This is a genomic window from Nocardia sp. NPDC003482 (assembly GCF_053588115.1).
This window is the reverse complement of sequence record NZ_JBSFPI010000011.1, coordinates 157,387-181,589: the sequence shown is the minus strand read 5'-3', so window position 1 is coordinate 181,589 and position 24,203 is coordinate 157,387. Positions and strand designations below refer to the sequence as shown.

Below are 24,203 nucleotides of genomic sequence, written 5' to 3'. Positions count from 1 at the left end.
CGTTTCAGTGCGTGTCGGCGGGCTGCCCGCGATAATTCGTCGCCGCCGAGTATCCTCGACAGTGTTAAGGCCGTATAAGCCCTGTACACCCGCTCGCCGAAGGGTTTCGGATGCATTGCCCGTACTGTCGTCACCCGGATTCGCGGGTGGTCGACTCACGTGAGGCCGAGGAAGGTACTGCCATCAGGCGCCGCCGCGCCTGCCCGCAGTGCGGACGTCGGTTCACGACCGTGGAGACCGCCATTCTGTCGGTGGTCAAACGCAGCGGTGTCACCGAACCGTTCAGTCGCGAGAAGGTCATTCGCGGCGTCCGTCGCGCCTGCCAGGGCCGCGAGGTCGACGACGACGCCCTGAACCTGCTGGCCCAGCAGGTCGAGGACGCGGTCCGCGCCAAGGGTTCTCCCGAGGTTCCCAGCCACGAGGTGGGCCTGGCCATCCTCGGCCCGCTGCGCGACCTGGACGAGGTCGCCTACCTCCGCTTCGCCTCGGTCTACCGCTCCTTCACCTCCGCCGAGGACTTCGAACGCGAGATCGCCGACCTGCGCCGCAAGCGCGCGGACCGCACCGTCAGCGCGTCCGCGGACTGAGTTCCCCCGATCGGATCGCCTTGTCCCACAAGGGTTCTCGGCGGATGGGGTGACTCAGCGCGCGGCGCGTTTCACCGGCGCGGCCCGTACCGCCGCGATGGCCTTCTCGATTCGCTTGGCGGACACCGGATACGGCGTGCCGAGCTGCTGGGCGAACAGGCCGACGCGCAATTCCTCGATCATCCACCAGATCTCGGTGACATCGCGGGCCGCGCGGCGGGACGGCGGTAGCGAGTCGAGCAGGCGTTGGTAGGCGGCGTGGACGCGATCCAGTTCGAGCATGGCCTGGTGATCGCGGGTCGCCGACGAGGGGAGGGCCTGGAGGCGGACCGTCGCGGCATGCAGGTAGCGGGGGAGTTCGCGCAGGCGGGCGCTGCCGAATTCGGCGATGAAGCCGGGGAACACCAGCTCGTCGAGCTGCTGGGTGACGTCCTCGGCGGCCTCGCGATCGGTGGTGTCCGACAACGCCGTTCGTACGCGGTGGGCCTCGGCCAGCACCGGCACCACCAGCCGCACGATCCGGGCGACGGTCTCGCCGAAACGCGGGCGGATGCGGTCGATGAGGGCGCGGAACTCCTCGGGGCTGCGCACCGGGCCGCCCTGGGTCGCGATCAATTCGTCCGCGGCGCAGGCCCGGCAGTCCTCGACCAGCGCCTCGAGGGAGCCGTACGGATTCTGGGTGAGCGCGAGCCGGTCGGCCGGGGACAGGCCCGCCGTCGCGGCGCGCGGGGAGGCGGGCAGCTCGTTGAGCACCAGGGCACGGGTCCCGGCGCGCATGGCGGCGGCCTGTTCGGCGGCCGAGGACAGCACCCGCACCGCGACGCCGCCGGACTCGGGGACCAGCGCCGGATAGCCGGTGATGGTCTGCCCGCCGACCTGGCGGCGCACGGTCGGTTCGAGCGTGCCCAGCGATTCGGAGGTCCACACCGTGGCCGGGGCGCGCTCGGCGGCGCGGGTCGCCCGCGCCACCGACTTCGAAACCTGGTCGGAGAGGCGGTTTTTCAGCGCGGCGAGGCTCTTGTCGCGGTCGACGATCGTGCCGTCGGGCGCGGTGGCCGCGAACGTCATGCGCAGGTGGTCGGGTAGCGCGGCCGGGTCGAGATCCTCGGTGCGGATGGTGACCGAACCCAGCCGGGACAGTTCGCGGGCGAGTCCGACCCGCAGCGGTTCGGCGCGCGGCGTGAGTCGTCCCAGCGCGGCGCGGGCGAAGTCGGGCGCGGGAACCACGGTGCGGCGCAATTGTTTCGGCAGCGTCTTGATCAGCGCGGCGGCGAGCTCCTCGCGCATCCCGGGGACCAGCCAGTCGAAGCCGACGGCGCGGACGTGGGCGAGCTGGGCGATCGGAATGTGCACGGTCACGCCGTCGTCGGCCTGGCCCGGCTCGAACTGGTAGGTGAGCGGGAAGTCGAGTTCGCCCTGACGCCAGCGGTCGGGGAAGGCGGTCGGATCCAGCACGGCCGCATCGGAATTCACCACCGTGGCCGTGGAGAAGTCCAGCAGCCCCGGATCCTTGCGTTGGGCCTTGCGCCACCAGCTGTCGAAGTGCCGCACCGACACCACGTCGGCGGGGACGCGCTGGTCGTAGAACTCGAACAGCACCTGATCGTCGACGAGGATGTCGCGGCGGCGCGCCCGGTTCTCCAGATCGGCGACGTCGTCGATCAGTTCCCGATTGCGATGGAAGAACTCGTGCCGCGTCTGCCATTCGCCCTGCACCAGCGCGTGCCGGAGGAACAGCTCCCGCGACAGCTGCGGATCGATCCGGCCGAAGTCGACGCGCCGCTGGGTGACCAGCGGAATGCCGTACAGCGTGACGCGCTCGTAGGCCATGGCCGCGCCGCGTCGCGAGGACCAGTGCGGTTCGGAGTACGTGCGTTTGACCAGATCCCCGGCCAGCTGCTCGGCCCACTCCGGCTCGATCCGCGCGGCCATGCGGCCCCACAGCCGCGAGGTCTCCACCAGTTCGGCGGCCATCACCCAGCGCGGCGGCTTCTTCGCCAGCGACGAGCCCGGGAAGATCATGAACTTGGCGTTGCGCGCGCCGAGGAATTCGCGGGTCTCGGCCTCGCGCAGGCCGATATGCGACAACATGCCCGCCAGCAGCGACCGGTGGATGGCCGTGCCGTCCCACGGCAGGGCGTCGGAATCCTCGGGCATCGCCGCGACCTGCCCGTCGGCCGACCAGCCGAGCCCCTTGGTGATCGTGCGCAACTGCCCGTGCAGATCCTGCCACTCCCGGATGCGCAGATAGTGCAGGAACTCGTCCCGGCACATGCGCCGGAACTGGTTGGACGACAATGCCTTCCGCTGCGCGCGCAGATAGTCCCACAGCCGCAGGTAGGCGAGGAAGTCCGAACCCTCGACCGTGAAACGCGCGTGCTTGGCGTCCGCCGCCTGCTGGAATTCGGCCGGTCGCTCGCGCACGTCCTGGATCGAGAGGGCCGCGACGACCACCAGGACCTCCGGGAGACACCCGTTCCGATTGGCCTCCACCAACATTCGCGCCATGCGCGGATCGACGGGGATCTGCGCCATCTCCCGGCCGACGGGTGTCAGGACGAGATCGCCGACCGTCGCGTCCTCGCCGCGGCGTGAGTTGCGTTGGGGCCGTGACGGTTCCGTGTCGGTATCGGTTGCCGCGGTGGGGTGATCGGATCGGCGCTCCTCACGGTCCTCGGGCGCAGGCCCTTCTCGGCCGTCGCGGCTGCCTCTCGAATCCGGCCGGGCCGCATCGGTTTCCGCCGTCTTGCGGGCCAGCGCGCCCAGTTCCTCCAGCAGCGCGATGCCGTCGCGGATGGCGCGGCGGTCCGGGGGCTCGACGAAGGGGAAGTTCTCGATATCGCCGAGGCCGAGGGCCGTCATCTGAAGGATGACCGCGGCCAGGTTGGTGCGCAGGATCTCCGGCTCGGTGAAGGCGGGCCGGGCCTCGAAGTCGTCCTCGGAGTAGAGCCGGATGCAGATGCCATCGGCGACGCGGCCGCACCGCCCGGCGCGCTGGCGGGCCGACGCCTGCGAGATCGGTTCGATCGGCAGGCGCTGGACCTTGGTGCGCATCGAATAGCGGGAGATGCGAGCCGTGCCCGGGTCGACCACGTAGCGGATGCCGGGCACGGTCAGCGAGGTCTCGGCGACATTGGTGGCCAGCACGACGCGGCGGCCGGTGTGCGACTGGAAGACCCGATGCTGTTCGGCCGTGGACAGCCGCGCGTACAGCGGGAGGATCTCGGTGCGCGGCAGTTTCAGATCGCGCAGGGCGTCGGCGGCGTCGCGGATCTCGCGCTCACCGGACAGGAAGACCAGCACATCGCCGTCCCCCTCGGCGAGCAGTTCGGTGACCGCGTCGCCGATCGCGTCGACCGGGTCGCGGTCCACCACTCGCGGGTCGTCGTCCTCGCCCTCCCCGGCCGGGGCGGGCAACTCCAGGGACAGGGGCCGGTAGCGGATCTCCACCGGATACGACCGGCCCGACACCTCGACGATCGGTGCGGGCGTACCGGATTCGTCGGCGAAGTGACGGGCGAACAGCTCCGGATCGATGGTCGCGGAGGTGATGACCACCTTGAGGTCGGGTCGCTTGGGCAGCAGCTGCTTCAGATAGCCGAGCAGGAAGTCGATATTGAGGCTGCGTTCGTGGGCCTCGTCGATGATGATCGTGTCGTAGCGGCGTAACAGGCGGTCGCGCTGGATTTCGGCCAGCAGGATGCCGTCGGTCATCAGCTTGATCAGCGTGCGTTCGGACGCCTGATCGGTGAAGCGGACCGTGTAGCCGACCACATCGCCGAGTTCGGTGTCCAATTCCTCGGCGATGCGTTCGGCGACCGTGCGCGCGGCGAGCCGGCGCGGCTGGGTGTGACCGATGGTGCCGCGAATGCCGCGGCCCAGTTCGAGGCAGATCTTCGGGATCTGGGTGGTCTTGCCCGAACCGGTCTCACCGGCGATCACGACGACCTGATGGGCGGCGATCGCGGCGGCGATATCGTCGCGGCGCGCCGAGACGGGAAGCTGCTCCGGATACCGGATCGACGGGACGGCCGCGCGCCGCGCCCGGACCCGGTCCTCGGCGGTCGCGATCTCGTGCTCGAGGTCGGTGAGGTCACCGCGGGCCCGATCCAGACGGCGGCGCAAGCGAAATTCGTCGCGAATCGTGAGATCGGCCAGGCGGTTGCGCAGCGCGCGAGAGGTGGCGGCGGTCCTGGTCATTGCATCGACCAGCCTAGCGAAACCCCGACGACGCGGCCCAACGCCCTTGCTGATCTTGCTCCGCATCCGCCGCCCGATATGTCACCATCGAATCATGGCCGCTGGTTCGGGAACGCCGATGTGGGTCCGTGCCCTGCGAGTCGTCTCACTGCTGCTCGGCATAGTCGCGCTGGCCCGAGAGGAGCTCCGCTCCCTCACCGCGACCCTCCGCACCGCAGTGCGCCGACCCCTCCACCGCCTCCGCCACCCCCGCGGCGGCCCCCTCCCCGGCCACCCCTGACCCCACCCTCCCCAGGCCCGGCAGCACAGCCGCACCCTTTATTCGAATCCGCACCCCTTGTGGGGCCATGTAGCGGGTGCGGATTCGAATAAAGGGTGCGGCTGGGTTTCGTGCTCTCGAGGGTGGGCGTGTTCGGGGTGGTGGGGAGGGTGGGCGTGGGAGGATCGGGGGATGGAGACGGGTGTGGGGACGCCGTGGTGGGTTCGGGTTCTTCGGGTGGGGTTCGGGGTGTTGGGGGTTGTTGTGGTGCTGTGGCTTCCGGTTCGGGATGGGGGGAATGCGGGGTTTTCGGTGGGGAATTACTTCAGTTACTTCACCATCGAGTCGAATGTGCTGGGGGCGGTCGTATTGCTCGTGGGTGGGGTGATCGATCCGCGGGGGCGGCGGTGGCAGGTGGTGCGGGGAGCGGCGGCGTTGTATCTGCTCATCACAGGGGTGGTGTACGCGGTATTGCTCGCGAATGTGGATGTGTCGCTGACGGATCAGTGGATCAATCACACGCTGCATCGGGTGCAGCCGATCGTGATGGTGGTCGATTGGCTGGTGGTTCCGGCGGGGCTCGGGGTGTCGGCGCGATTGGTGGGGGCGTGGTTGATCTATCCGGCGGTGTACGGGGCGTACAGCTTGATTCGGGGGCCGATCGTCGACTGGTATCCCTATCCGTTCCTGGACCCACGCACGCAGGGGTATCCGTCCATGCTCATCGGGCTGGTGATCCTCGCCGCGGTCTTCGCATTGCTGGCGGCCGCGGTGGCCTGGGTCGGTGACCTGCGAGAACCTCGGCGCGCCGAGAGCGGTGTCGCGCGGCGCGGGTAGGGTGGGCCGCGATCGAGGTCGCGTGGGAGAGGAGTGCGGACGTGGGTGCGTTGTGGCACGGTTTCGCCGATATGGGCGCGGTCGAGCGGGACGGCGCGTTCGTCGTGGCGCGGGGTGAGGGCGCCTATGTGTGGGATCGGGACGGCAACCGCTATCTCGACGCGACCGCCGGGCTGTGGTTCACCAATGTCGGGCACGGGCGGCGGGAGATCGCCGACGCGGTGGCCGCCCAGTTGTCGACGCTGGCGCACTACAGCAACTTCGGTGATATCGCCGCGCCCGTGACTCAGGAACTGGCGCAACGGCTTTCGGAGCTGGCCCCCGTCCCGGGCAGCAAGATCATGTTCACCTCGGGCGGCTCCGATTCCGTCGACACCGCCGCCAAACTCGCCCGCCGCTACTGGCACGAACTGGGCAAGCCGGACAAGACGCTGCTCGTCGGCCGTCGCCTCGCCTACCACGGCATGCACGTCGCCGGAACCGCCCTCGCGGGCATCACCGTGAATCGCGAGGGCTACGGCGAACTCGTGCCCGACGCCCGCACGATCGAATGGAACGACGCCGCCGCCCTGGCGACGCTCCTCGACGAGGTCGGCGCGGACCGCATCGCCGCCTTCTTCTGCGAGCCGATCATCGGCGCGGGCGGAATCTACCTACCGCCCGAGGGGTACCTCGCCGAGGTCCGGCGACTGTGCCGCGACAACGACATCCTGTTCGTCGCCGACGAGGTCGTCACCGGTTTCGGCCGCATCGGCGGATCCTGGTTCGCCTCCACCAGATTCGGCCTCGAACCGGACCTCATGACCACCGCCAAGGGCCTCACCTCCGGCTACCTGCCCATGGGCGCGGTCTTCGCCGCCCCGCGCGTGGCCGAACCGTTCCACTCCGGCGGCGTCTGGTTCCGCCACGGCTACACCTACGGCGGTCACGCCGGCGCCGCCGCCGCGGCCATGGCCAATCTCGACATCATCGAACGCGAGCACCTGCTCGACGCCAGCAAGAACCTCGAATCCCTGCTGCACGAGCACCTCGCCCCGCTCGCCGACCACCCGCGCGTGGCCGAGATCCGCAGCGGCCTCGGCGCGGTCGCCGCCGTCCAGCTCGCCGACCCCGCCGAAGGTCCGGCCATGGTGAAAGCCCTGCGCGCCCAAGGCATCTCGGGCCGCGCCGCCGGACAGGGCGCATTGCAGATCTCCCCGTCGTTCGTCATCACCGAACACCAGGTGGCCGATCTCGCCACCGGAATCGCCCGCGCCCTCGGCTGACCGCTACAACGCCAGCGTCAGGAACACGCTGTGCGGATCCGGCACGTACTCGGCGAAGGGCGCGCAGGGCCGGAATCCGTGCCGCTCGTACAACCGCCGAGCGGGCGAGAAGAATTCGCCCGCACCGGTTTCCAGGCTCAGCCGCCGGTATCCGCGCTCGCGCGCCGTGGCGACGAGGTGACCGAGCATTCTCGCCCCCACCCCTCGGCCGCGGAACGTCGCGGCCGTGCGCATCGCCTTGATCTCGCCGTGCTCCGGATCGATCTCCCGCAGCGCGCCGCATCCGGCGAGCGTGTCGCCGTCGCGCAGCGACCACACCGTCACCCCCGGTTCGCGCAGCCCGGCCGGATCCAGGGCGTGCGCGCTCTCCTCCGGTGAGTGGGCGCGCATCTCGGCCAGATGCCGTGTGAGCAGCTCGATCAGGTCGGCCGCGGTCACGTCCTCCACCACTATTCGCACACCGACACCGTAAACAACGTGCCCGCACGCGCGCGGGATGCGAGCATGGAGACAGGGCGCGAAGGGGCAGTGCGGCGAAAGGTGTTCGGCTGTGGGCGGGTTCGTGCTGGAGTTCGGGGCGCTGCGGTGGGGGGTCCTGCTCGCGTTCGCGGTGACGGGGGCGATCGTGGCGGGGCGGGTCGCGGCGGGGTCGCTGGATCGGGAGGCCGATGCCGCCCATCTGCTCATGTGCCTGGTGATGGGGGTGATGCTGGTCTTCCCGGTGTCGGCGAGCCATCACGCGATCAGCGGTGTGCTGACCGCCATGGTCGTGGTGTACGCGCTGCTGCTGGGCGACCGGATCATCCAGCGCCGCAATGGAACCGGACCGGCCATCGCCTATCATCTCGTGGCCGCGGCCGCCATGCTCTACGCCATGTCGGCGCACCTGTCCGGCGGCCACCGGCCGGTGCTGATCGCGCTCGCGGTCCTGTTCGCGGCCGACGCCGCGCTGACGCTGTTGCCCACGCGAATCTCGCTGTGGCACACCCTGATCCATCCCTCGGGCGCGGCGGGTCCGAGCGCCCTCGTTCCGCACCTGGTGATGGATCTGGGCACCGCCTACATGATGATCGCGGCGTCGGCGTGAGGATTCAGACCGTCACCGGATGATCGGGCGCCACCCGGCCGCCCAGCCGCACCCAGCCGTCGGAATCCCATTCGGTGAACAGCTGCGACCCCGCGCCCTGGGTGATGATCAGCCCGCGCCGCAGCAGCGCCGTGAGCGCGATCGCCGCCGCGCCGGTCGCCTCGTCCTCGCGAATCCCCATGGCGGGGGCGAACATTCGCGACCGGATCGCGCCGCGCTGCTCGTCCACCCAGGTCCACACGTAGTGCTGCCCCTCGGTGAAATCCTCCGGGCGCAGCGTGAGCAGGTCGTCCAGATTCTCGAACTGGTCGAAGGCGAAGGTCGGGGTCCACTCCGCGCGGGCGCGCACCCAGGTCAGCCCGGTGTCGAGCGCCTCGGTCTCGACCGGTCCGGCGGGCACGTCGAGCACCTTCACCGGCTCGCCGACGCTCGCCAGCCACCAGGCCGCGCCCACCGACGGATGCCCGGCGAACGGCAGCTCGATCGCGGGGGTGTAGATCCGCATCCGGGCGCGCCCGCCGCTCGGCCGGTCCACCACGACGGTCTCGCTGTACCCCGCCCGCGCCGCCAGCGCCTGATGGTCCACGCCCACGACATCCTCCGCGCGGGCGATGCCCAGCGCGTTGCCGAACCGGCCCGCCGCGTCGGTGAAGACGCGCACCACCTCGATCTGCGTACTGTCGCTCTCGACTCCGCCCATGTGCTCGAGCCTACTCGAGGCCGAAGAGCCCTGCCGACCGGAAGTTTCCGGGGCAGGGCTCAACGGGGTCGAATCAGACGTTCGCCGAGGCGAGGGCCTCGGTGTTCTGCACCGCCTGGCCGACACCGGCGACGATGGCGGCCACCCGCAGCGCCTCGAAGATCACCTCACGCGAGGCGCCCGCCTCGCGCAGGGTGTGCTCGTGCGCCTCCAGGCAGTGCTGGCAGCCGTTGATCGACGACACCGCGAACGACCACAGCTCGAAATCGGCCTTGTCCACGCCCGGGGAGCCGATGATCTGCATGCGCAGCCCGGCCCGCAGGTCGTCGTAGCGGCCGCCGAGGAACGCCCGGCCCCGGTAGAACACATTGTTCATGCCCATGATCGAGGCCGCGCCGAGAGCGGCGTTGTACGCCTCGGCCGACAGCGTGTCGGCCGCCTCCTCGGCGATCTCGCGCAGCGTGGTGGCCGAGCGGGTGGCCGCCGCGGTGGCGAGCAGGGTGCCCCACAGCTGCTGTTCGTTCAACACGGTCGACCGCGCGATGGACGACAGATTCAGCTTGAGGTCCTTGGCGTACTCGGGAAGCGAGTTCTTCAGGTTCTCTACAGACAAGCGATCCTCCGGGAGATGGAAATCAGACGCTGGCGCTCAGGAGCTCACCCGCGTCGATGGTCGGGTCGCCCTTCTTCCAGTTGCACGCGCACAGCTCGTCGGACTGCAACGCGTCCAGCACGCGCAGCACCTCGTCGACATTGCGGCCGACCGAACCGGCGGTGACGGACACGAACTGGATCTCGTTGTTCGGGTCCACGATGAAGGTCGCGCGGTCGGCGACACCGTCGGCGTTCAGCACGCCGGTCGCGGTGGTCAGCTCGCGCTTGAGGTCCGACAGCATCGGGAACGGCAGGGTCTTGAGGTCCTCGTGCTGCGCCCGCCACTGGAAGTGCACGAACTCGTTGTCCACCGACACCCCGAGCACCTGCGCGTCGCGGTCGGCGAACTCCTCGTTCAGCTTGCCGAACGCGGCGATCTCGGTCGGGCAGACGAAGGTGAAGTCCTTGGGCCAGAAGAACACGATCCGCCACTTGCCCGCGTGGTCGTCGCTCGTGACCCGGGTGAAGTAGTCGTCGGGCTGCTGAGCATTCACCTTGGACAGGTCGCCGCCGATGACCGCGGTCAGGTTGTAGGCGGGGAACTGGTCGCCGATGGTCAGCAGTGCCATGCTTGCTCCTCTTCGTTGTCGGGATTGCCGTGCGAAGTGTTCGTGGTGATCTTGCCCCAACCTGGGGTTAAAGGTAAAGGTGATCAGTCGCACTATACTGATAGGCGTGACTGATCAGACTTATCAGCCCACCCTGTCACAGCTGCGTGCGTTCGTGGCGATCGCGGAGTACCGCCACTTCGGCACCGCGGCCGCGCGGCTGAATGTGAGCCAGCCAACGCTATCGCAGGCCCTGGCATCACTGGAAAACGGACTGGGACTGCAACTGATCGAGCGCAGCACCCGCCGCGTGCTGGTGACCGCGGCGGGCAAAAGGCTGCTGCCGCAAGCGATGGCGACCCTCGAGGCCGCGGACCGTTTCGTCGCCTCGGCGGCCGGGGACGGCCTCGGCGGCAGTCTGCGCCTGGGCATCATCCCGACCGTCGCCCCGTACGTGCTCCCCGGCCTGCTGCCCGAATTGCGTTCGCGGCTACCGGCATTGGTGCCGCACGTGATCGAGGACCAGACCGCGCGGCTGCTCGACGGCCTGCGCACCGGCGTGCTCGACGTGGCGCTGCTGGCCCTGCCCGCCGAGGTCTCCGGCCTGGTCGAGATCCCGCTCTACACCGAGGAATTCGTGCTGGTCACCCCGCGCGGGCACGAACTGGCGGGCCGCACCGACGTCGCGCCCGAGGCATTGGATCTGCTGCCCCTGCTGCTGCTCGACGAGGGCCACTGCCTGCGCGATCAGACCCTCGAACTGTGCCGCGCCCGGGATGTGCGCCCGGGTCCCGTCGGGGACACCCGCGCCGCGTCGCTGGCGACCGTGGTGCAGTGCGTCTCGGGTGGCCTGGGCGTCTCGCTGATTCCGGAGATGGCCGTGGCCGCCGAAACCGCCCGGGGCACATTGGATATCGCGCGGTTCGCCGCGCCCGCGCCCGGCCGCACCCTGGGGCTGGTGTTCCGCGGCTCGACCGCCCGCGTCGAGGACTACGAACGGCTCGCCGAGATCATTCGCGAACAGCGCCCGCACCAGCGCGATTGACCCTGCGGGGAGGGTCTGACACGCTCGGGCCGTGCGGATTCATCATCTCAATTGCGGCAGCATGTCCATGGGCGCGATCGCGCACTGCCTGCTGGTCGAGACCCGGGCCGGGCTGGTGCTGGTGGACACCGGTTTCGGGCTCGATTGCGTGCGCAATCCCGGGAAGTTGCTGGGTCCGAGCCGATTCGTGGTGGGCGCCAAACCCGCCGAGCACGAGACCGCGATCCGTCAGATCCAGGCGCTGGGCTACGACCCCGCCGACGTGCGGCACATCATCCTCACCCACCTGGATTTCGACCACGCCGGGGGACTGTCGGACTTCCCGCAGGCCGTGGTGCATGTGCACGGACCCGAATTCCGCGCGGCGACCGCGAGCCGCGCGACGTCCGAACGCATCCGCTACCGCGCGGCGGAGTGGTCGCACGGCCCGCGCTGGATGGTCAACGAATTCGAGGGCGGCGAACCGTGGTTCGGCTTCCGGGCCGTGCGCGACCTGCCCGGGCTGCCCCCGGAGATCCTCGTGATCCCGCTGCCCGGCCACACCCGCGGCCACGTCGGGGTGGCGGTGGACCACGGCAACGGCTGGCTGCTGCACGCCGGGGACGCCTTCTACCTCGACAGCGAGATCGATCCGGTGAATCCGCGCACCCCGTGGCTGTGGCGGCTGCTGGAACTGAGCGCGATCTCGGCGGGGACGTACCGGGAGAACCAGCGTCGGCTCGTGGAGTTGAACCGCGAACACGGCGGCGAGATCACCATCTTCTGCTCGCACGACCCGCACGCCTTCGCGCGGCTGACCGGGACCGCTGTGCGCCCCACGCCCTGACGGTTCAGCAATCGATCAGCACCGACTTCGAAACGGTCATTGCGTTTCGCTATGACCGTGAGTGAGGTCACGCGTCAGCGTTTTCCGCCTGGCCGCACGAATTCGGCACAGTGGTCTCATGCGACCGACCAGACCCCGCACACCCGAATCGGCAACTCCTCGGTTATCGGGATGGTTCGCATGAGCAGGCTCCGGGACGTCGGCGATCGGCTGTTCGTCTACGGCACGCTCCAATTCGCCCCCGTCCTGGACGAACTCATCGGCCGGATGCCCGAACACGACATCGCGGTGGCGCCCGGCTGGTGGGTGGTCGCGCTGCCGGGCCGGTTCTATCCGGGGCTGGTCGCCCGGCCCGAGCGCATGGCGGGCGGCCTCGTGCTGAGCGGGCTCACCGACCGCGAGTGGCGGGAGATCGACGCGTTCGAGGACGACGAGTACGACCTGCGGCCGATCGAGGTGATCGGCCACCCCGAACCCGTGCCGACCTACGTGTGGACCGCGGAGATCACCCGCAACGACTGGCTGCCCGAGGTCTTCGCCGCCGACCACCTCGACCGCTACGTCGAGCGCTGCGCGCGCTGGCGACGCGAGGCGGTGCTCGGCGAACGGGAGTCGTAGCCCGAACGCGTGGCGAGGGTCACACACTGCCCAGCCGCTGCCCAGTTCGCAGTCGGCGAATTAAGCACATTGCTCAACTTCTGATCCATCTGTTGTTCATTCCGCCCCGCAGGGACAGTATGGCGGCAACGAATGCACAACCACGGAGACGCCCCCGCGGCGTCGAACGGACGGGTGGAACAGATGACCGAGCTCGCCGATCGCGACCTGATCCCGGCACCGTACGACCTCGCCGACCGCTATCGCGTCGGCGGCGGCACCGTCGTCCTGACCGGTGTCCAGGCCATCGCCCGCCAGCTGGTGGAACAGCACGTGCGCGATCTGCGCGCGGGCCGCCGCGTGGGCACCTTCGTCTCCGGCTATCAGGGCTCACCCCTCGGCGGCGTGGACCGGATGCTCGGCGGAATGCCGGATGTGCTGGCGCAGCACGACATTCGCTTCGTGCCGGGCCTGAACGAGGAACTGGCCGCGACCGCGGTGTGGGGCAGTCAGGGCTCGCTGCCCGACGGCAACCGCCTCACCCACGACGGCGTGGTGGGCGTCTGGTACGGCAAGGGTCCCGGCCTGGACCGCGCCACCGACGCGCTGCGCCACGCCAACATGTACGGCGCGAATCCCGGTGGCGGCGTGCTGCTGCTGGTCGGCGACGATCCGGCCTCGAAGTCCTCGACGGTCCCGGCGGTGTCGGAACGCTCGCTGGCGGCGATGAACATCCCGGTCCTGTTCCCGCGCAACGCCCGCGAGATCATCACCATGGGCCTGCACGGCGTGGCGCTGTCCCGCGCGTCCGGCTGTCTGGTGGCGCTGAAGATCGTCGCCGATGTGGCCGACGGGGCGTGGTCGGTCGACGGCTCGGTGGGCGACCTCGAGATCGTAGTACCCGAAATCGAGTGGGACGGTAAGCCTTTCGTGTACCGGCAGCGGCCCATGGCGGCTCCCGCCGACAGCCTGCTCGCCGAGGCGGACCTGTACGGGCCGCGCTGGAAGTTGGTCGAGGAGTACAGCACCCGCAACCACCTCGATGTCGTCGAGATCGATCCGCCGCACGCGCGCACCGGCCTGGCCGCGACCGGAACGACCTTCGACGCCCTGCGCCAGGCCCTGCTCGATCTCGGCGCGGACGACGCGGCGCTGTACCGGGCGGGTGTGCGGCTGCTGCGCATCGGCATGCCGTTCCCGTTGGCGCCGCAGCGTATTCGTGAGTTCGCCGCCGGACTGGATCGGCTCATCGTGGTGGAGGACAAGACCGCCTTCGTCGAGACGCGGATCCGGGAGATCCTCTACGGCAGCGCGAACGCCCCACTGATCCTCGGCAAGCGCGACGCCGAGGGGCGGCCGCTGTTCGACCACGGCGGCGAACTGACCGCCGCGCGGATCGCCGCCCCGCTGCGCCGCGCCCTCGACGGCCGCATCGACCTGAAACGTCCACTGCCGCAACCCTTGTCGCTGTCGGTGCTGCCGACCACGCGCGCCGCCTACTTCTGCAGCGGCTGCCCGCACAACCGTTCGACGGCCGTACCGGAGGGTTCGCTGGCGGGCGGCGGCATCGGCTGCCACACCATGGTGACGATGTCGCCCCGCACCGACAGCAAGGTGCTCGGCCTGACCCAGATGGGCGGCGAGGGCGCCCAGTGGATCGGTCTCGCCCCGTTCACCGAGGTGCCGCACCTGTTCCAGAACATCGGCGACGGAACCTATTTCCACTCCGGGCAACTCGCGATCCAGGCGTGCGTCGCCGCCGGGGTGAACATCACCTACAAACTGCTCTACAACGACGTGGTCGCCATGACCGGCGCGCAGGACGCCGAGGGCGCGCTCGCGGTGCCGCGGCTGACCCACAAACTGCGCGTGGAGGGCGTCCGCAAGATCATCGTCTGCGCCGACGACCCGACGAAGTACCGCAAGCGCGACCTCGCCCCGGAAACCCTGCTGTGGCACCGGGATCGGCTCGACGAGGCGCAACGCCTGCTGCGCGAGATCCCCGGCGTGACCGTGCTCATCTACGACCAGCACTGCGCCGCCGACGCCCGCCGTCGCCGCAAGCGCGGCACCCTGCCCGCCCGCACCACCCGCGTGCTGATCAACGAGGCGGTGTGCGAGGGCTGCGGCGACTGCGGGGTCAAGAGCAACTGCCTGTCGGTGCAGCCGGTCGACACCGACTTCGGCCGCAAGACCCGCATCGACCAGACCTCCTGCAACACCGACTACAGCTGCCTGGACGGCGACTGCCCGTCCTTCGTCACGGTCGACCTGCCGGACCCCGCGAAGGCCAAGGCGCGCAAGCGTTCCCGGCCGCGGCCGCCCGAGCTGCCCGAACTCGACGCCGCGCCGCCGACCGGCACCCAGAACGTCTTCCTCGCGGGCATCGGCGGCACCGGCATCGTCACCGTCAACCAGGTGCTCGCCACCGCCGCCATGCGCGCCGGATACGAGGTGGCGAGCCTCGACCAGATCGGCCTGAGCCAGAAGGCCGGACCCGTCGTCTCGCATCTGCGCTTCGCCCCCGGCGCGCTCGAACCGTCGAACCGGCTCACCCCCGCCGCGGCCGACTGCATCGTGGCCTTCGATCTGCTCGCCGCCACCGACGCCAAGAACCTCGCGTATGGATCGAAGACGGCCACGCTGTCGGTCGCCTCCACCAGCCGCACCCCGACCGGCGCGATGGTCTACGACAAGACCGTGACCTACCCGGAGACGACCGCCCTGCTCGCGCGGCTGGAACGGGTCTCGCGCACGGTACGCGCCTTCGACGCGCTGGCCGCCGCGGAAACGCTGTTCGGCGACACCACCACCGCGAACTTCCTGCTGGTCGGCGCGGCCTGCCAACTCGGCGGCCTGCGCCTGCCCGCGGCGGCGATCGAGGAGGCCATCGAGATCAACGGGGTGGCCGTCGCCGCCAATATCGCGGCCTTCCGCTGGGGCCGCGCCGCGGTGGCCCGGCCCGCCGAATTCGCCGCGGCCACCGCCCGCCCCGCACCCGAACAACCCGAGATCGCCGTTCCCGCCGACCTTTTCGAGGGCCTGACCGCCACCGGGGAGACGCGCCGCCTCGTAGAATCACGCGCCGTCGAACTCGTCGGCTTCCAGAACGCCCGCCTCGCCCGCGACTACGTGGCCACCGTGCAGCGCGTCTGGTCGGCCGAGCGCGCGGTCACCGAGCGCACCGAGTTCAGCGAGCAGGTGGCGCGCGGGCTGTACAAGTTCACCGCCTACAAGGACGAATACGAGGTCGCCAGGAGACTCGTCGATCCGGCCTTCCTGCGGGAGGTCGAGGAGCGGATCCCCGGCGGCACGAACCTCACCTACCGCCTGCATCCGCCGGTGCTGCGCGCACTGGGCCGGACGAAGAAGATGGGCTTCGGACCCCGCTCGCATCTCGCGCTGCGACTGCTCGCCAAGGGAAAGCGCCTGCGCGGCACCGCGTTCGACCCGTTCGGCGCGACGCGCGTGCGCCGGATCGAACGCGCCCTGCTGGCCCACTACACCGAGATGATCACCGCCCTGACCGCCACCCTGGCCACCGACTACGACCGCGCGGTGCGCGCGGCGGCGCTGGCCGACGTGGTGCGCGGCTACGAGGACGTCAAACTGGCCTCGATCGAGGACTATCGGAACCGCTTGCGCGCCTTGGACATCCAGCCGCCCGAGCTGCCGTGAGACGCGAGCGGGGCGGCCCCGTCATGGGACCGCCCCGCCGCCGAATCCGCGCAGTCAGCCGACGCCGACGCCCGCGCGCAGGGCGTGCGGCTCGATCGCGCCGCGGACCAGGGCCCGCGCGTCGATCGTCTCGGCCCGGTACGGCAGCGTCGCCAGCGTCTCGGTCATCTTCGCGACCGGATCCGCGAGCGCGGCCGAGGTGCCGAACAGGAACGTCCACTCGTGCTCGTCGCTGACATACGGCACGACCGTGTCGAACAGGCTGTGGAACCGGTCCCAGGACCGTTCCAGGGTCTCGTTGCGCCACATGGTCTGACAGCCCGCCTGCGCGGCGAGCACCCCGCCCTCGGCGAGCAGCGCCTTACATCGCTGCAGGAACTCGTCCTCGTAGAGGCGGTTGTGCTGGGCGTCCTCGACCCGCTCGTCCGGCAGATCGATCACGATCATGTCGTAGCGGGTGCCCGCCGCCTCGGCGCGCGCCAGGAAGTCCCAGCCGTCGGCGTAGTGCATCTTGATCGGCCCGGTCCGCGCGACCGCCTCGGCCAGATCGGCCTCGGTGTAGCCGTAGGGCAGATGCTTCGCGCACAGCTCCACCTCGAGCTGATCGATGTCGACGTGGTCGACCAGCGACGCCCCGGCGGCCACCGACATCTGCGACGCCACGCCCTCACCGGACCCGATGATCAGCACCTTGTCCAGCTTGGCGGCCAGCGCGTACCCGGGCACCAGCATGGCCTCGTGATAGGTCAGCTGGGAGTACTCGGTGGACTGCCGGTCGTCGTCGGAGAACAGCGACACCCCCTGCGCGGTCCTCGCGATCACCATGTGCTGGAACGGGGTTCGCGTGTCCACGATGACGTCCTGCAGCTCCCAGACCCGCGTCAGGCCCTCGCCGACGGGTTCGTGGATCCGCCGCGCCGCGTGCCCGCGCTGGATGACCTCCATGTGCACACTGCCCGGCGACAACTCGGCCTGGAGCAGTTCCACCGCCTTGGTGGCGCCCGCGCCGATACTGCCGCAGGTGAACACGTCGACGAAGATGTCGCCCGATTCCGGATAGGTGTGAATCGAGGCGTGCGACTCCGACAACAGCGCCAACACGGTGACACCCTGCGGATCGAACTTCTTGTGCGTCACGTCGCAGATGGTGACACCGGCTCCCAGCAACGATTTTCGAAGCGCTGTTTCGAGTCGTTCGAGATCGTCGCAGAGGGCTGCGTCGACGCCACCGAACTCGGCCAGCACATGCCAACCGGTGAATTCTGCCGTCATGGGCCAAACTCACTCTCGCTCAGCGCCAATGACACGGACGGTCAGAGGCGGGAAACCATTGAAGGACACCGACGAATAGCTCGCCGTATAAGCGCCGGTATCGAGGATCCGAACGGGATCACCGGCTCGCAGCGTGGTGGGGAGGAGAACCCGCGTGCGTTGGTAGAGTACATCGTCTCCGTCGCAGGTAGGACCGGCAATCACCGCCTCGTCGACAGGGTCACCGTCTCGTAAGGTTTCGATCCGGTAGGCGATGTACTCGTTCTCGGTCTCGGCCATGCCGTTGTAGCGGCCGATGTCGAGGTATATCCAGCGCCGCCCGTCCGGCGCGGTGCGCACGTTCACGACCTCGGCGTGGATCACACCGGCGTTGCCCACCAGGGCACGGCCGGGTTCCACCACCAGATCGGTGTGCTCCGGGAGATGGCGCGCCGCCGCCGCGGCGATCACCGTAGTCAGCTCCGGCAGCGCGGGCGCGGGATCGGCGTACGAAATCGGAAGTCCGCCACCGATGTTCACGGCGGTGACCGGAATGTCCTTGACCGCCAGCGCTTCCGCGATCGCGCCCGCCTGTTCCAGACCGATCCGCCACGCGTCCGGATCCAATTGCTGTGAGCCCACATGGAAATACGGTCCGGCCACCGTCAGCCCGAGATCGCGTGCCCGCACCAGCAGCCGCACCGCCTCACCGGGCGCGCAGCCGAACTTCGTGCCGAACGGGGTCTGCGACTGCGGCGCGGACGCCAGGAACCGGCATTCCACCTCCGACCCGGGTGCGTACTCGGCGATGCGCTCGAGGTCGTCCTCGGTGTCGAAGGCGTAGCGGCGCACGCCCGCGGCGTGGGCGGCCGCGATGTGGCTCGCCTTCTTGATCGGATTGCCGTAGCAGAGTGCGGCCGGGTCGACGCCCAGGCTCAGGCACTGCTCGATCTCGCCGATACTGGCGACGTCGAATTCCGCGCCCTCGGAGCGGAGCAGCCGGATGATCTCCGGCATCGGAGAGGCCTTGACCGCGAACCTGATTCGCGCCGTGGGTAGGGCGGAGCGCAGTGCGCGGTAGTTGTCGCGCACCCGGGCGAGGTCGATGACGAGACAGGGCGACTCGGGCGCGTTTGGACTCAACAATCTAAGGGAACTCTCTTTCTTCTGGGCAGCCTCCCGCTGCGGGCAGCGAGCGAGACAGTATCAGCAGGGTGCCGGGAAAAACGAACCGGATTGACGTCGGCTTGCTCACGCCGCGGGTTTTCGGCGCAAGATCATCGCGCTGACGGGCAGGTGACGGGACGTGTTCATCCCGCCGTCACCGTGACCTCGTCGAACACCACGTCACCGGCCGCGTCGGACTCGGCGAGATCGACCACCGCGTCGATGGACCAGCCGTGGTCGCCGGCCGGATCGTCGAGCACCTGGCGCACCCGCCAGAACCCCGGCCGGGTCTCGATCTGGAACAGCCGCGGTCCGCGCGCGTTCGGTCCCGTGCCCAGCGTCCCGTACTCGGCGAAGTAGGGTTCGAGCTCGGCCTCCCAGTCGGGGCCGTCGTCGAGTTCGGCGAGCCGGTCCCAGCGGCCCAGCGCGGCCAGTTCGACCCGCCGGAACATGGCGTTGCGCACCAGCACCCGGAAGGCGCGTTCATTGGCGGTGATCGGGCGGACCGTCTCCGCGCCGAAGACGAGCTGATCGTCGTCGGTCTCCGCGCCCGGATTGGTGAGCTGCTCCCATTCGTCGAGCAGGCTCGAATCCACTTGGCGCACAAGCTCGCCCAGCCACTCGGTGATGTCGTCGAGTTCCTCGGTGCGCGCCGACTCGGGCACGGTGCGCCGCAGCGCCCGGTAGGCGTCGGCCAGGTAGCGCAGCACCAGACCCTCCGAGCGCGCCAGCTCGTATTCGCCGATCAGTTCGGCGAAAGTCATGGAGCGCTCGATCATCTCGCGCACCACCGATTTGGGGGCGGGGCTGAACTCCGACACCCACGGGTGGCCCGCGCGGTAGGTCTCGAAGGCGGGTTCGATCAGCTCGGCCAGCGGTTTGGGCCAGGTGACGTCCTCGAGCAGCTCCATGCGCTCGTCGTATTCGATGCCGTCGGCCTTCATCTCGGCGATCGCGGCGCCGCGCGCCTTGTGCTGCTGGGCGAGCAGCAGCTGACGCGGATCCTCCAGCGTGGACTCGATGACCGACACCACATCCAGTGTGTAGGTCGGGGCGTCGCTGTCAAGCAACTCCAGCGCGGCCAGCGCGAACGGCGACAGCGGTTGGTCGAGGGCGAAGTCGCGTTGCAGGTCGACGGTGAGCCGGGCGCGGCGGCCGAATTCGTCCGGCTCGTCGAGCTGTTGGACCACCCCGGCGTCGCGCAGCGCGCGGTAGAGCCGGATCGCCTTGAGGATGTGCTTGCGCTGCGCGGGCCGCGGTTCGTGGTTGTCCTCGAGCAGATGCCGCATGGCGTCGAAACAGTTGCCGGGCCGCGCGATCACGTTGAGCAGCAACGAATTCGTCACCCGGAACCGGGACACCATCGCCTCGGGCTGGGCGGCCACCAGCCGGTCGAAGGTGTCCTCGGACCAGGACACGAAACCCTCGGGCGGCTTGCGGCGCTGCACCTTTCGCTGCTTCTTCGGATCGTCGCCCGCCTTGGCCAGCAGCCGCGCGTTCTCGATCTCGTGTTCGGGCGCCTCGACCACGACCGTGCCCATCGTGTCGTACCCCGCCCGCCCGGCGCGCCCGGCGATCTGATGGAACTCGCGGGCCTTGAGGCGGCGGGTGCGCACGCCGTCGAATTTGGTGAGCCCGGTCAGCAGCACCGTGCGGATCGGCACGTTGATGCCGACGCCGAGCGTGTCGGTGCCGCAGACGACCTTGAGCAGACCCTCCTGGGCCAGCCGCTCCACCAGGCGGCGGTACTTGGGCAGCATGCCCGCGTGATGCACGCCGATGCCGTGCCGGATCAGCCGCGACAGCGTCTTGCCGAATCCGCTGGAGAACCGGAACGAGCCGATGGCCTCGGCGATGGCGTCCTTCTCGGCCCTGGACGCGAAGTTCACGCTCGTCAGCGCCTGCGCGCGCTCGAGCGCGGCGGCCTGCGTGAAATGCACGACGTAGACCGGGGATTGGTTGGTGGTGACCAGTTCCTCGAGCGTCTCGGTGATCGGCGTGCGCACATACGAGAACAGCAGCGGCACCGGACGTTCGGTGCCGGTGACGACCGCGGTGGAGCGACCGGTGCGGCGCTCGAGGTCCTTCGCGAAGAAGTCCACCTCGCCCAAAGTGGCCGACATGAGCAGGAATTGGGCCCTCGGCAGTTCCAGCAGCGGCACCTGCCACGCCCAGCCGCGATCGGGGTCCGAGTAGAAATGGAACTCGTCCATCACGACCTGGCCCACGTCGGCCGCCGCGCCCTCGCGCAGCGCCAGATTCGCCAGGATCTCGGCGGTCGCGCAGATGATCGGGGCGGTGGGATTGACCGCGGCGTCGCCGGTGACCATGCCCACCCGGTCCGCGCCGAACACCTCGCACAGGGCGAAGAACTTCTCGCTCACCAGGGCCTTGATGGGCGCGGTGTAGTAGGTGCGCTGCCCGCGATTGAGCGCCGCGAAGTGCGCGCCGACCGCGACCATCGACTTCCCGGAACCGGTGGGGGTCGCCAGAATGACATTGGACCCGGTCATGAGTTCGAGCAGGGCCTCTTCCTGCGCCGGATACAGCGTCAGGCCCTGACTCAGGGTCCACTCGGCGAAACTCTCGTACAGCCAATCCGGATCGACGTCGGACACCGCGCGATCGGGGATCAGTTCGGACAGCTGCACGTCGCTCAACGTTACCGGCAGCCGTCGAGCGAATTGTCTAGGGGCGCTCGTCCTCGTCGTCGCCGAACCCGGTCTGTTCGGCCAGGAAGCGTTCGAACTCCGCGCCGAGTTCCTCGCCGGTGGGCAGTTCGCCGTCGCCCGCGAGCAGGCTGGACTGGCGTTCCTGGGCGCTGACGAAGCTGTCGTACTGACGTTCCAGCGCGTGCACGACGGTCTCGACCTCGGCGTTGCCCGCGATGTGCTCGTTGACCTGCTCACGGACCCGGGCGGCGGCCTCGCCGAGCGCGGCCAGCGGCAGGTGCAGGCCCGCGTTGTCGGCGACGTTCTCCAGCAGCGTCTGGGCCGCCTCGGGGTAGGCGGTCTGGGCGAGGTAGTGCGGCACGTGCACCGAGAACCCGATGGACTCGTGCCCGTGCTGGGCCAGCCGGTACTCCAGCAGCGACGAGGCGCTGCCGGGGACCTGCAACTCGCCGGGCCAGCGCTGGTGGTCGCCGATCAGGTCGCGGTCGCTGGCGTGCGCGGTGACGCCGAGCGGGCGGGTGTGCGGGATCGCCATCGGGATCGCGCTCAGACCGATGGTGCGGCGCACGCCCAGCTGTTCGGCCAGCAACCGCACCGCGGTCACGAACTTCTCCCAGCGCAGATCCGGTTCCAGCCCCGCAAGCAGCAGGAACGGGGTGCCCGTGGTGTCCTTGAGCGCCCACAGGTTCAGCTCGGGGTCGGCGTAGTCGGCGAAGTGATCGGTCTTGAACGTCATCAGCGGCCGCCGCGAGCGGTAGTCGAGCAGCTCGTCCACGTCGAACGAGGCGACCAGCTCCGATTCGAGGCTCTCGCGCAGATGGGTCGTCGCCAGTCGGACCGCGTGGCCGGCGTCGGTGAACCCCTCCAGCCCGTGCACCAGCACCGGACCCGCCCCGTCGGCGGACGACAGCTGGGGAGCGGGGAACTCCAGCTCGTACATTCGCGACTCGTAGTCCATCGCGTACTCCTTCCTGCGGTGGCCCGTCCCGACGCGCCGACCACCTCCATTGTCTCTCATTCGTATCGGAGGCCGAGCCGGGGCGGTGGACCGCACCCGGACAACAACACCTGTCCCATCGGCATTCCGCCGGTTCGTCGCGGCGTGCCTGCCCGGGGTGTCCTGCGGTTTCGGCCATAGTGGGGTCCGTGATCGCGCTCGGCCGTGCCCTCGGATGCGCGGCGCTGGCCGGGGTGCTGGCGGCGTGCGGCGCGACCGTGTCCGGGCATCCGCGGGCCGCGCGCGGCGGGCACGTCGAGGGGTCGCTCACCCGGTTGCTGCCGGGGCGGGAGCAGTTTCCGGCGCGGTACGTTCCCGTGGTGCTGTCCGCCGAGCGGGCCGCCCGCGCGGCCGCGGATCTCAGCGGCGTCGCCGACGGCGCGCGGGTCGAACCCGCCGACTGCGCCGAACCCGTGCCGTCCTTCGCGCCGGATCGGGGCGCGATCGAGGTGGGCACCGACGACACGACCCGTTCCACGCTCACCGTCCAGCTCACCCGCTCCGACGGCGCGCTGGCCGAGCTGCGCGCCCGGCTCGAACGCTGCGGCGCGGTCCGCGCCACCCGCGGTTCGCTCACGAATATGGTTGTGACACAGATCGTTTCGGCACCCTCCGCCGACGCCGACGACACCTTGGCGCTGGACCGCACGGTGGCCGGACAGGTGAGCGGACCCGGCCTGACCCGGACCATGCGGACGCTGCTGGGCCAGGTGGGCGATGTGCGCGTGGCGGTCACCTATCTCAGCTACGACGACGGCCCGCCCGACGCGGCGGGCTTGGATCAGCTGTTCACCGCCGCCGTCGCCGACGTTCGGAACGGCTGAACCGGGGGTAGGTTCGGGAACATGGCGAAACTCGGGACAACGGATCTGGACGTCTTCCCCCTCTGCCTGGGCGGCAACGTCTTCGGCTGGACCGCCGACCGCGCGGAGTCGTTCGAGGTGCTCGACGCCTACGTCGCGGGCGGTGGCAACTTCGTCGACACCGCCGACGTGTACTCCGCGTGGGTGCCGGGCAACAGCGGCGGCGAATCGGAGACGATCCTCGGCGAATGGCTGGCCGCGCGCGGCAACCGGGACCGCGTGGTGATCGCCACCAAGGGCAGCCGCCTCCCACCCAACGAGGGCCTGTCCGCCAAGGCGATCCATGGCGCGGTCGAGGCGTCGCTGCGGCGGTTGGGCGTCGACCACATCGATCTCTACTACGCGCACTACGACGATCCGGCCACGCCGGTGGAGGAGACGGTCGCCGCCTACGACGAGCTGGTGCGGGCGGGCAAGGTGCGCTACGTCGCCGCCTCCAACCTGTCCCCGGACCGCATCCGCGCGTCGCTGGCCGTCGCCGACCGCGAGGGCCTGGCCCGCTACGTGGCCGTGCAACCGCACTACAACCTCGTCGAACGCGCGGACTTCGAACGCGACGTGCTCCCGCTGGCCGAGGCCGAGAATCTGGCCACCGTGCCGTATTACGCACTGGCCAAAGGCTTTCTGACCGGCAAGTACCGTCCGGGCGCGGAGGTCGACAGCCCCCGCGCGCGGGGTGCGGCGGTCTACCTGGACGAGCGCGGGCTGCGCGTGCTGGACGCGCTGGACGCGGTCGCCGCCGCCCACGGCGTCGCGGTGGCGACCGTCGCGCTGGCCTGGCTCGCTGCGCAACCCACCGTCGCCGCGCCGATCGCGAGCGCGCGCACGGTCGAGCAGTTGACCGACCTGCTGGCGGTGGGCGAATTGCGGTTGAGCGACGCCGAATCGGCCTCGCTGACCGCCGCGTCGCAGTAGCGGCGGCGACACCCTAGCAGCCGGGTCCGACACATCTCGCGGTACGCGCCCGCGC

Annotated in this window: 20 protein-coding genes; 11 read left to right on the top strand and 9 right to left on the bottom strand. The window is 69.8% G+C overall.

Features of this window, described 5'->3' with window-relative positions; all coding sequences use genetic code 11:
• Nucleotides 1-110 precede the first annotated feature (110 nt).
• The gene (nrdR, locus tag ACWDSJ_RS19355; protein WP_450033420.1) at nucleotides 111-587 is read left to right on the top strand and encodes a transcriptional regulator NrdR; all 477 of its coding nucleotides are present in this window, start codon (nucleotides 111-113) and stop codon (nucleotides 585-587) included.
• A 54-nt stretch (nucleotides 588-641) separates the two neighbouring features.
• Here the strand turns inward: nrdR and hrpA are convergent, their stop codons facing one another.
• Complete coding sequence (gene hrpA / locus ACWDSJ_RS19350) at nucleotides 642-4,787, bottom strand: ATP-dependent RNA helicase HrpA (protein WP_450033419.1); 4,146 nt, start codon at nucleotides 4,785-4,787, stop codon at nucleotides 642-644.
• A gap of 94 nt (nucleotides 4,788-4,881) precedes the next feature.
• Between hrpA and ACWDSJ_RS19345 the strand changes: the two genes are divergently transcribed.
• The 3 genes from ACWDSJ_RS19345 (at nucleotide 4,882) to ACWDSJ_RS19335 (ending at nucleotide 7,148) form a co-directional block, all read left to right on the top strand.
• The gene (locus ACWDSJ_RS19345) at nucleotides 4,882-5,067 is read left to right on the top strand and encodes a hypothetical protein (RefSeq protein ID WP_450033418.1); all 186 of its coding nucleotides are present in this window, start codon (nucleotides 4,882-4,884) and stop codon (nucleotides 5,065-5,067) included.
• 171 nt (nucleotides 5,068-5,238) lie between these two features.
• Nucleotides 5,239-5,883 (top strand): Pr6Pr family membrane protein, encoded by a 645-nt coding sequence (locus ACWDSJ_RS19340; RefSeq protein ID WP_450033417.1) that lies wholly within the window; start codon nucleotides 5,239-5,241, stop codon nucleotides 5,881-5,883.
• 71 nt (nucleotides 5,884-5,954) lie between these two features.
• Nucleotides 5,955-7,148, top strand: a complete 1,194-nt coding sequence (locus ACWDSJ_RS19335; protein ID WP_450033502.1) for an aminotransferase family protein — start codon at nucleotides 5,955-5,957, stop codon at nucleotides 7,146-7,148.
• A gap of 3 nt (nucleotides 7,149-7,151) precedes the next feature.
• Here the strand turns inward: ACWDSJ_RS19335 and ACWDSJ_RS19330 are convergent, their stop codons facing one another.
• Entirely contained in the window at nucleotides 7,152-7,607 is a 456-nt protein-coding gene (locus ACWDSJ_RS19330) for a GNAT family N-acetyltransferase (protein ID WP_450033416.1), read from the bottom strand.
• A 91-nt stretch (nucleotides 7,608-7,698) separates the two neighbouring features.
• Between ACWDSJ_RS19330 and ACWDSJ_RS19325 the strand changes: the two genes are divergently transcribed.
• Nucleotides 7,699-8,235, top strand: a complete 537-nt coding sequence (locus ACWDSJ_RS19325; protein ID WP_450033415.1) for a DUF5134 domain-containing protein — start codon at nucleotides 7,699-7,701, stop codon at nucleotides 8,233-8,235.
• Nucleotides 8,236-8,239: 4 nt separating this feature from the next.
• Here the strand turns inward: ACWDSJ_RS19325 and ACWDSJ_RS19320 are convergent, their stop codons facing one another.
• The 3 genes from ACWDSJ_RS19320 to ACWDSJ_RS19310 form a co-directional block, all read right to left on the bottom strand.
• Nucleotides 8,240-8,935: a PhzF family phenazine biosynthesis protein gene (locus tag ACWDSJ_RS19320; protein WP_450033414.1), complete on the bottom strand. Its 696-nt coding sequence runs from the start codon at nucleotides 8,933-8,935 to the stop codon at nucleotides 8,240-8,242.
• A gap of 73 nt (nucleotides 8,936-9,008) precedes the next feature.
• Nucleotides 9,009-9,548, bottom strand: coding sequence for a carboxymuconolactone decarboxylase family protein (locus tag ACWDSJ_RS19315; protein WP_387356478.1), 540 nt, complete (start codon nucleotides 9,546-9,548; stop codon nucleotides 9,009-9,011).
• Nucleotides 9,549-9,570: 22 nt separating this feature from the next.
• Nucleotides 9,571-10,158, bottom strand: coding sequence for a peroxiredoxin (locus ACWDSJ_RS19310; RefSeq protein ID WP_387356480.1), 588 nt, complete (start codon nucleotides 10,156-10,158; stop codon nucleotides 9,571-9,573).
• A gap of 106 nt (nucleotides 10,159-10,264) precedes the next feature.
• Between ACWDSJ_RS19310 and ACWDSJ_RS19305 the strand changes: the two genes are divergently transcribed.
• From ACWDSJ_RS19305 to ACWDSJ_RS19290, 4 genes are all read left to right on the top strand, one after another.
• The gene (locus ACWDSJ_RS19305; RefSeq protein ID WP_450033413.1) at nucleotides 10,265-11,182 is read left to right on the top strand and encodes a hydrogen peroxide-inducible genes activator; all 918 of its coding nucleotides are present in this window, start codon (nucleotides 10,265-10,267) and stop codon (nucleotides 11,180-11,182) included.
• Nucleotides 11,183-11,213: 31 nt separating this feature from the next.
• Nucleotides 11,214-12,008: an MBL fold metallo-hydrolase gene (locus tag ACWDSJ_RS19300; RefSeq protein WP_450033412.1), complete on the top strand. Its 795-nt coding sequence runs from the start codon at nucleotides 11,214-11,216 to the stop codon at nucleotides 12,006-12,008.
• Nucleotides 12,009-12,188: 180 nt separating this feature from the next.
• The gene (locus ACWDSJ_RS19295; protein ID WP_387356484.1) at nucleotides 12,189-12,626 is read left to right on the top strand and encodes a gamma-glutamylcyclotransferase family protein; all 438 of its coding nucleotides are present in this window, start codon (nucleotides 12,189-12,191) and stop codon (nucleotides 12,624-12,626) included.
• A gap of 183 nt (nucleotides 12,627-12,809) precedes the next feature.
• The gene (locus ACWDSJ_RS19290; RefSeq protein ID WP_450033411.1) at nucleotides 12,810-16,283 is read left to right on the top strand and encodes an indolepyruvate ferredoxin oxidoreductase family protein; all 3,474 of its coding nucleotides are present in this window, start codon (nucleotides 12,810-12,812) and stop codon (nucleotides 16,281-16,283) included.
• 54 nt (nucleotides 16,284-16,337) lie between these two features.
• Here the strand turns inward: ACWDSJ_RS19290 and speD are convergent, their stop codons facing one another.
• From speD to ACWDSJ_RS19270, 4 genes are all read right to left on the bottom strand, one after another.
• Nucleotides 16,338-17,555, bottom strand: coding sequence for an adenosylmethionine decarboxylase (gene speD / locus ACWDSJ_RS19285; protein ID WP_450033410.1), 1,218 nt, complete (start codon nucleotides 17,553-17,555; stop codon nucleotides 16,338-16,340).
• A 9-nt stretch (nucleotides 17,556-17,564) separates the two neighbouring features.
• On the bottom strand, nucleotides 17,565-18,677 hold the full coding sequence (locus tag ACWDSJ_RS19280; protein WP_450033409.1) for a type III PLP-dependent enzyme: 1,113 nt from the start codon (nucleotides 18,675-18,677) through the stop codon (nucleotides 17,565-17,567).
• 167 nt (nucleotides 18,678-18,844) lie between these two features.
• Entirely contained in the window at nucleotides 18,845-21,352 is a 2,508-nt protein-coding gene (locus tag ACWDSJ_RS19275; protein ID WP_450033408.1) for a DEAD/DEAH box helicase, read from the bottom strand.
• A 37-nt stretch (nucleotides 21,353-21,389) separates the two neighbouring features.
• Nucleotides 21,390-22,331, bottom strand: a complete 942-nt coding sequence (locus tag ACWDSJ_RS19270; protein WP_387356493.1) for a proteasome assembly chaperone family protein — start codon at nucleotides 22,329-22,331, stop codon at nucleotides 21,390-21,392.
• Nucleotides 22,332-22,519: 188 nt separating this feature from the next.
• Between ACWDSJ_RS19270 and ACWDSJ_RS19265 the strand changes: the two genes are divergently transcribed.
• Nucleotides 22,520-23,194 (top strand): sensor domain-containing protein, encoded by a 675-nt coding sequence (locus tag ACWDSJ_RS19265; RefSeq protein ID WP_450033407.1) that lies wholly within the window; start codon nucleotides 22,520-22,522, stop codon nucleotides 23,192-23,194.
• 21 nt (nucleotides 23,195-23,215) lie between these two features.
• On the top strand, nucleotides 23,216-24,148 hold the full coding sequence (locus ACWDSJ_RS19260; RefSeq protein ID WP_450033406.1) for an aldo/keto reductase: 933 nt from the start codon (nucleotides 23,216-23,218) through the stop codon (nucleotides 24,146-24,148).
• The last annotated feature ends 55 nt before the right edge of the window (nucleotides 24,149-24,203 follow it).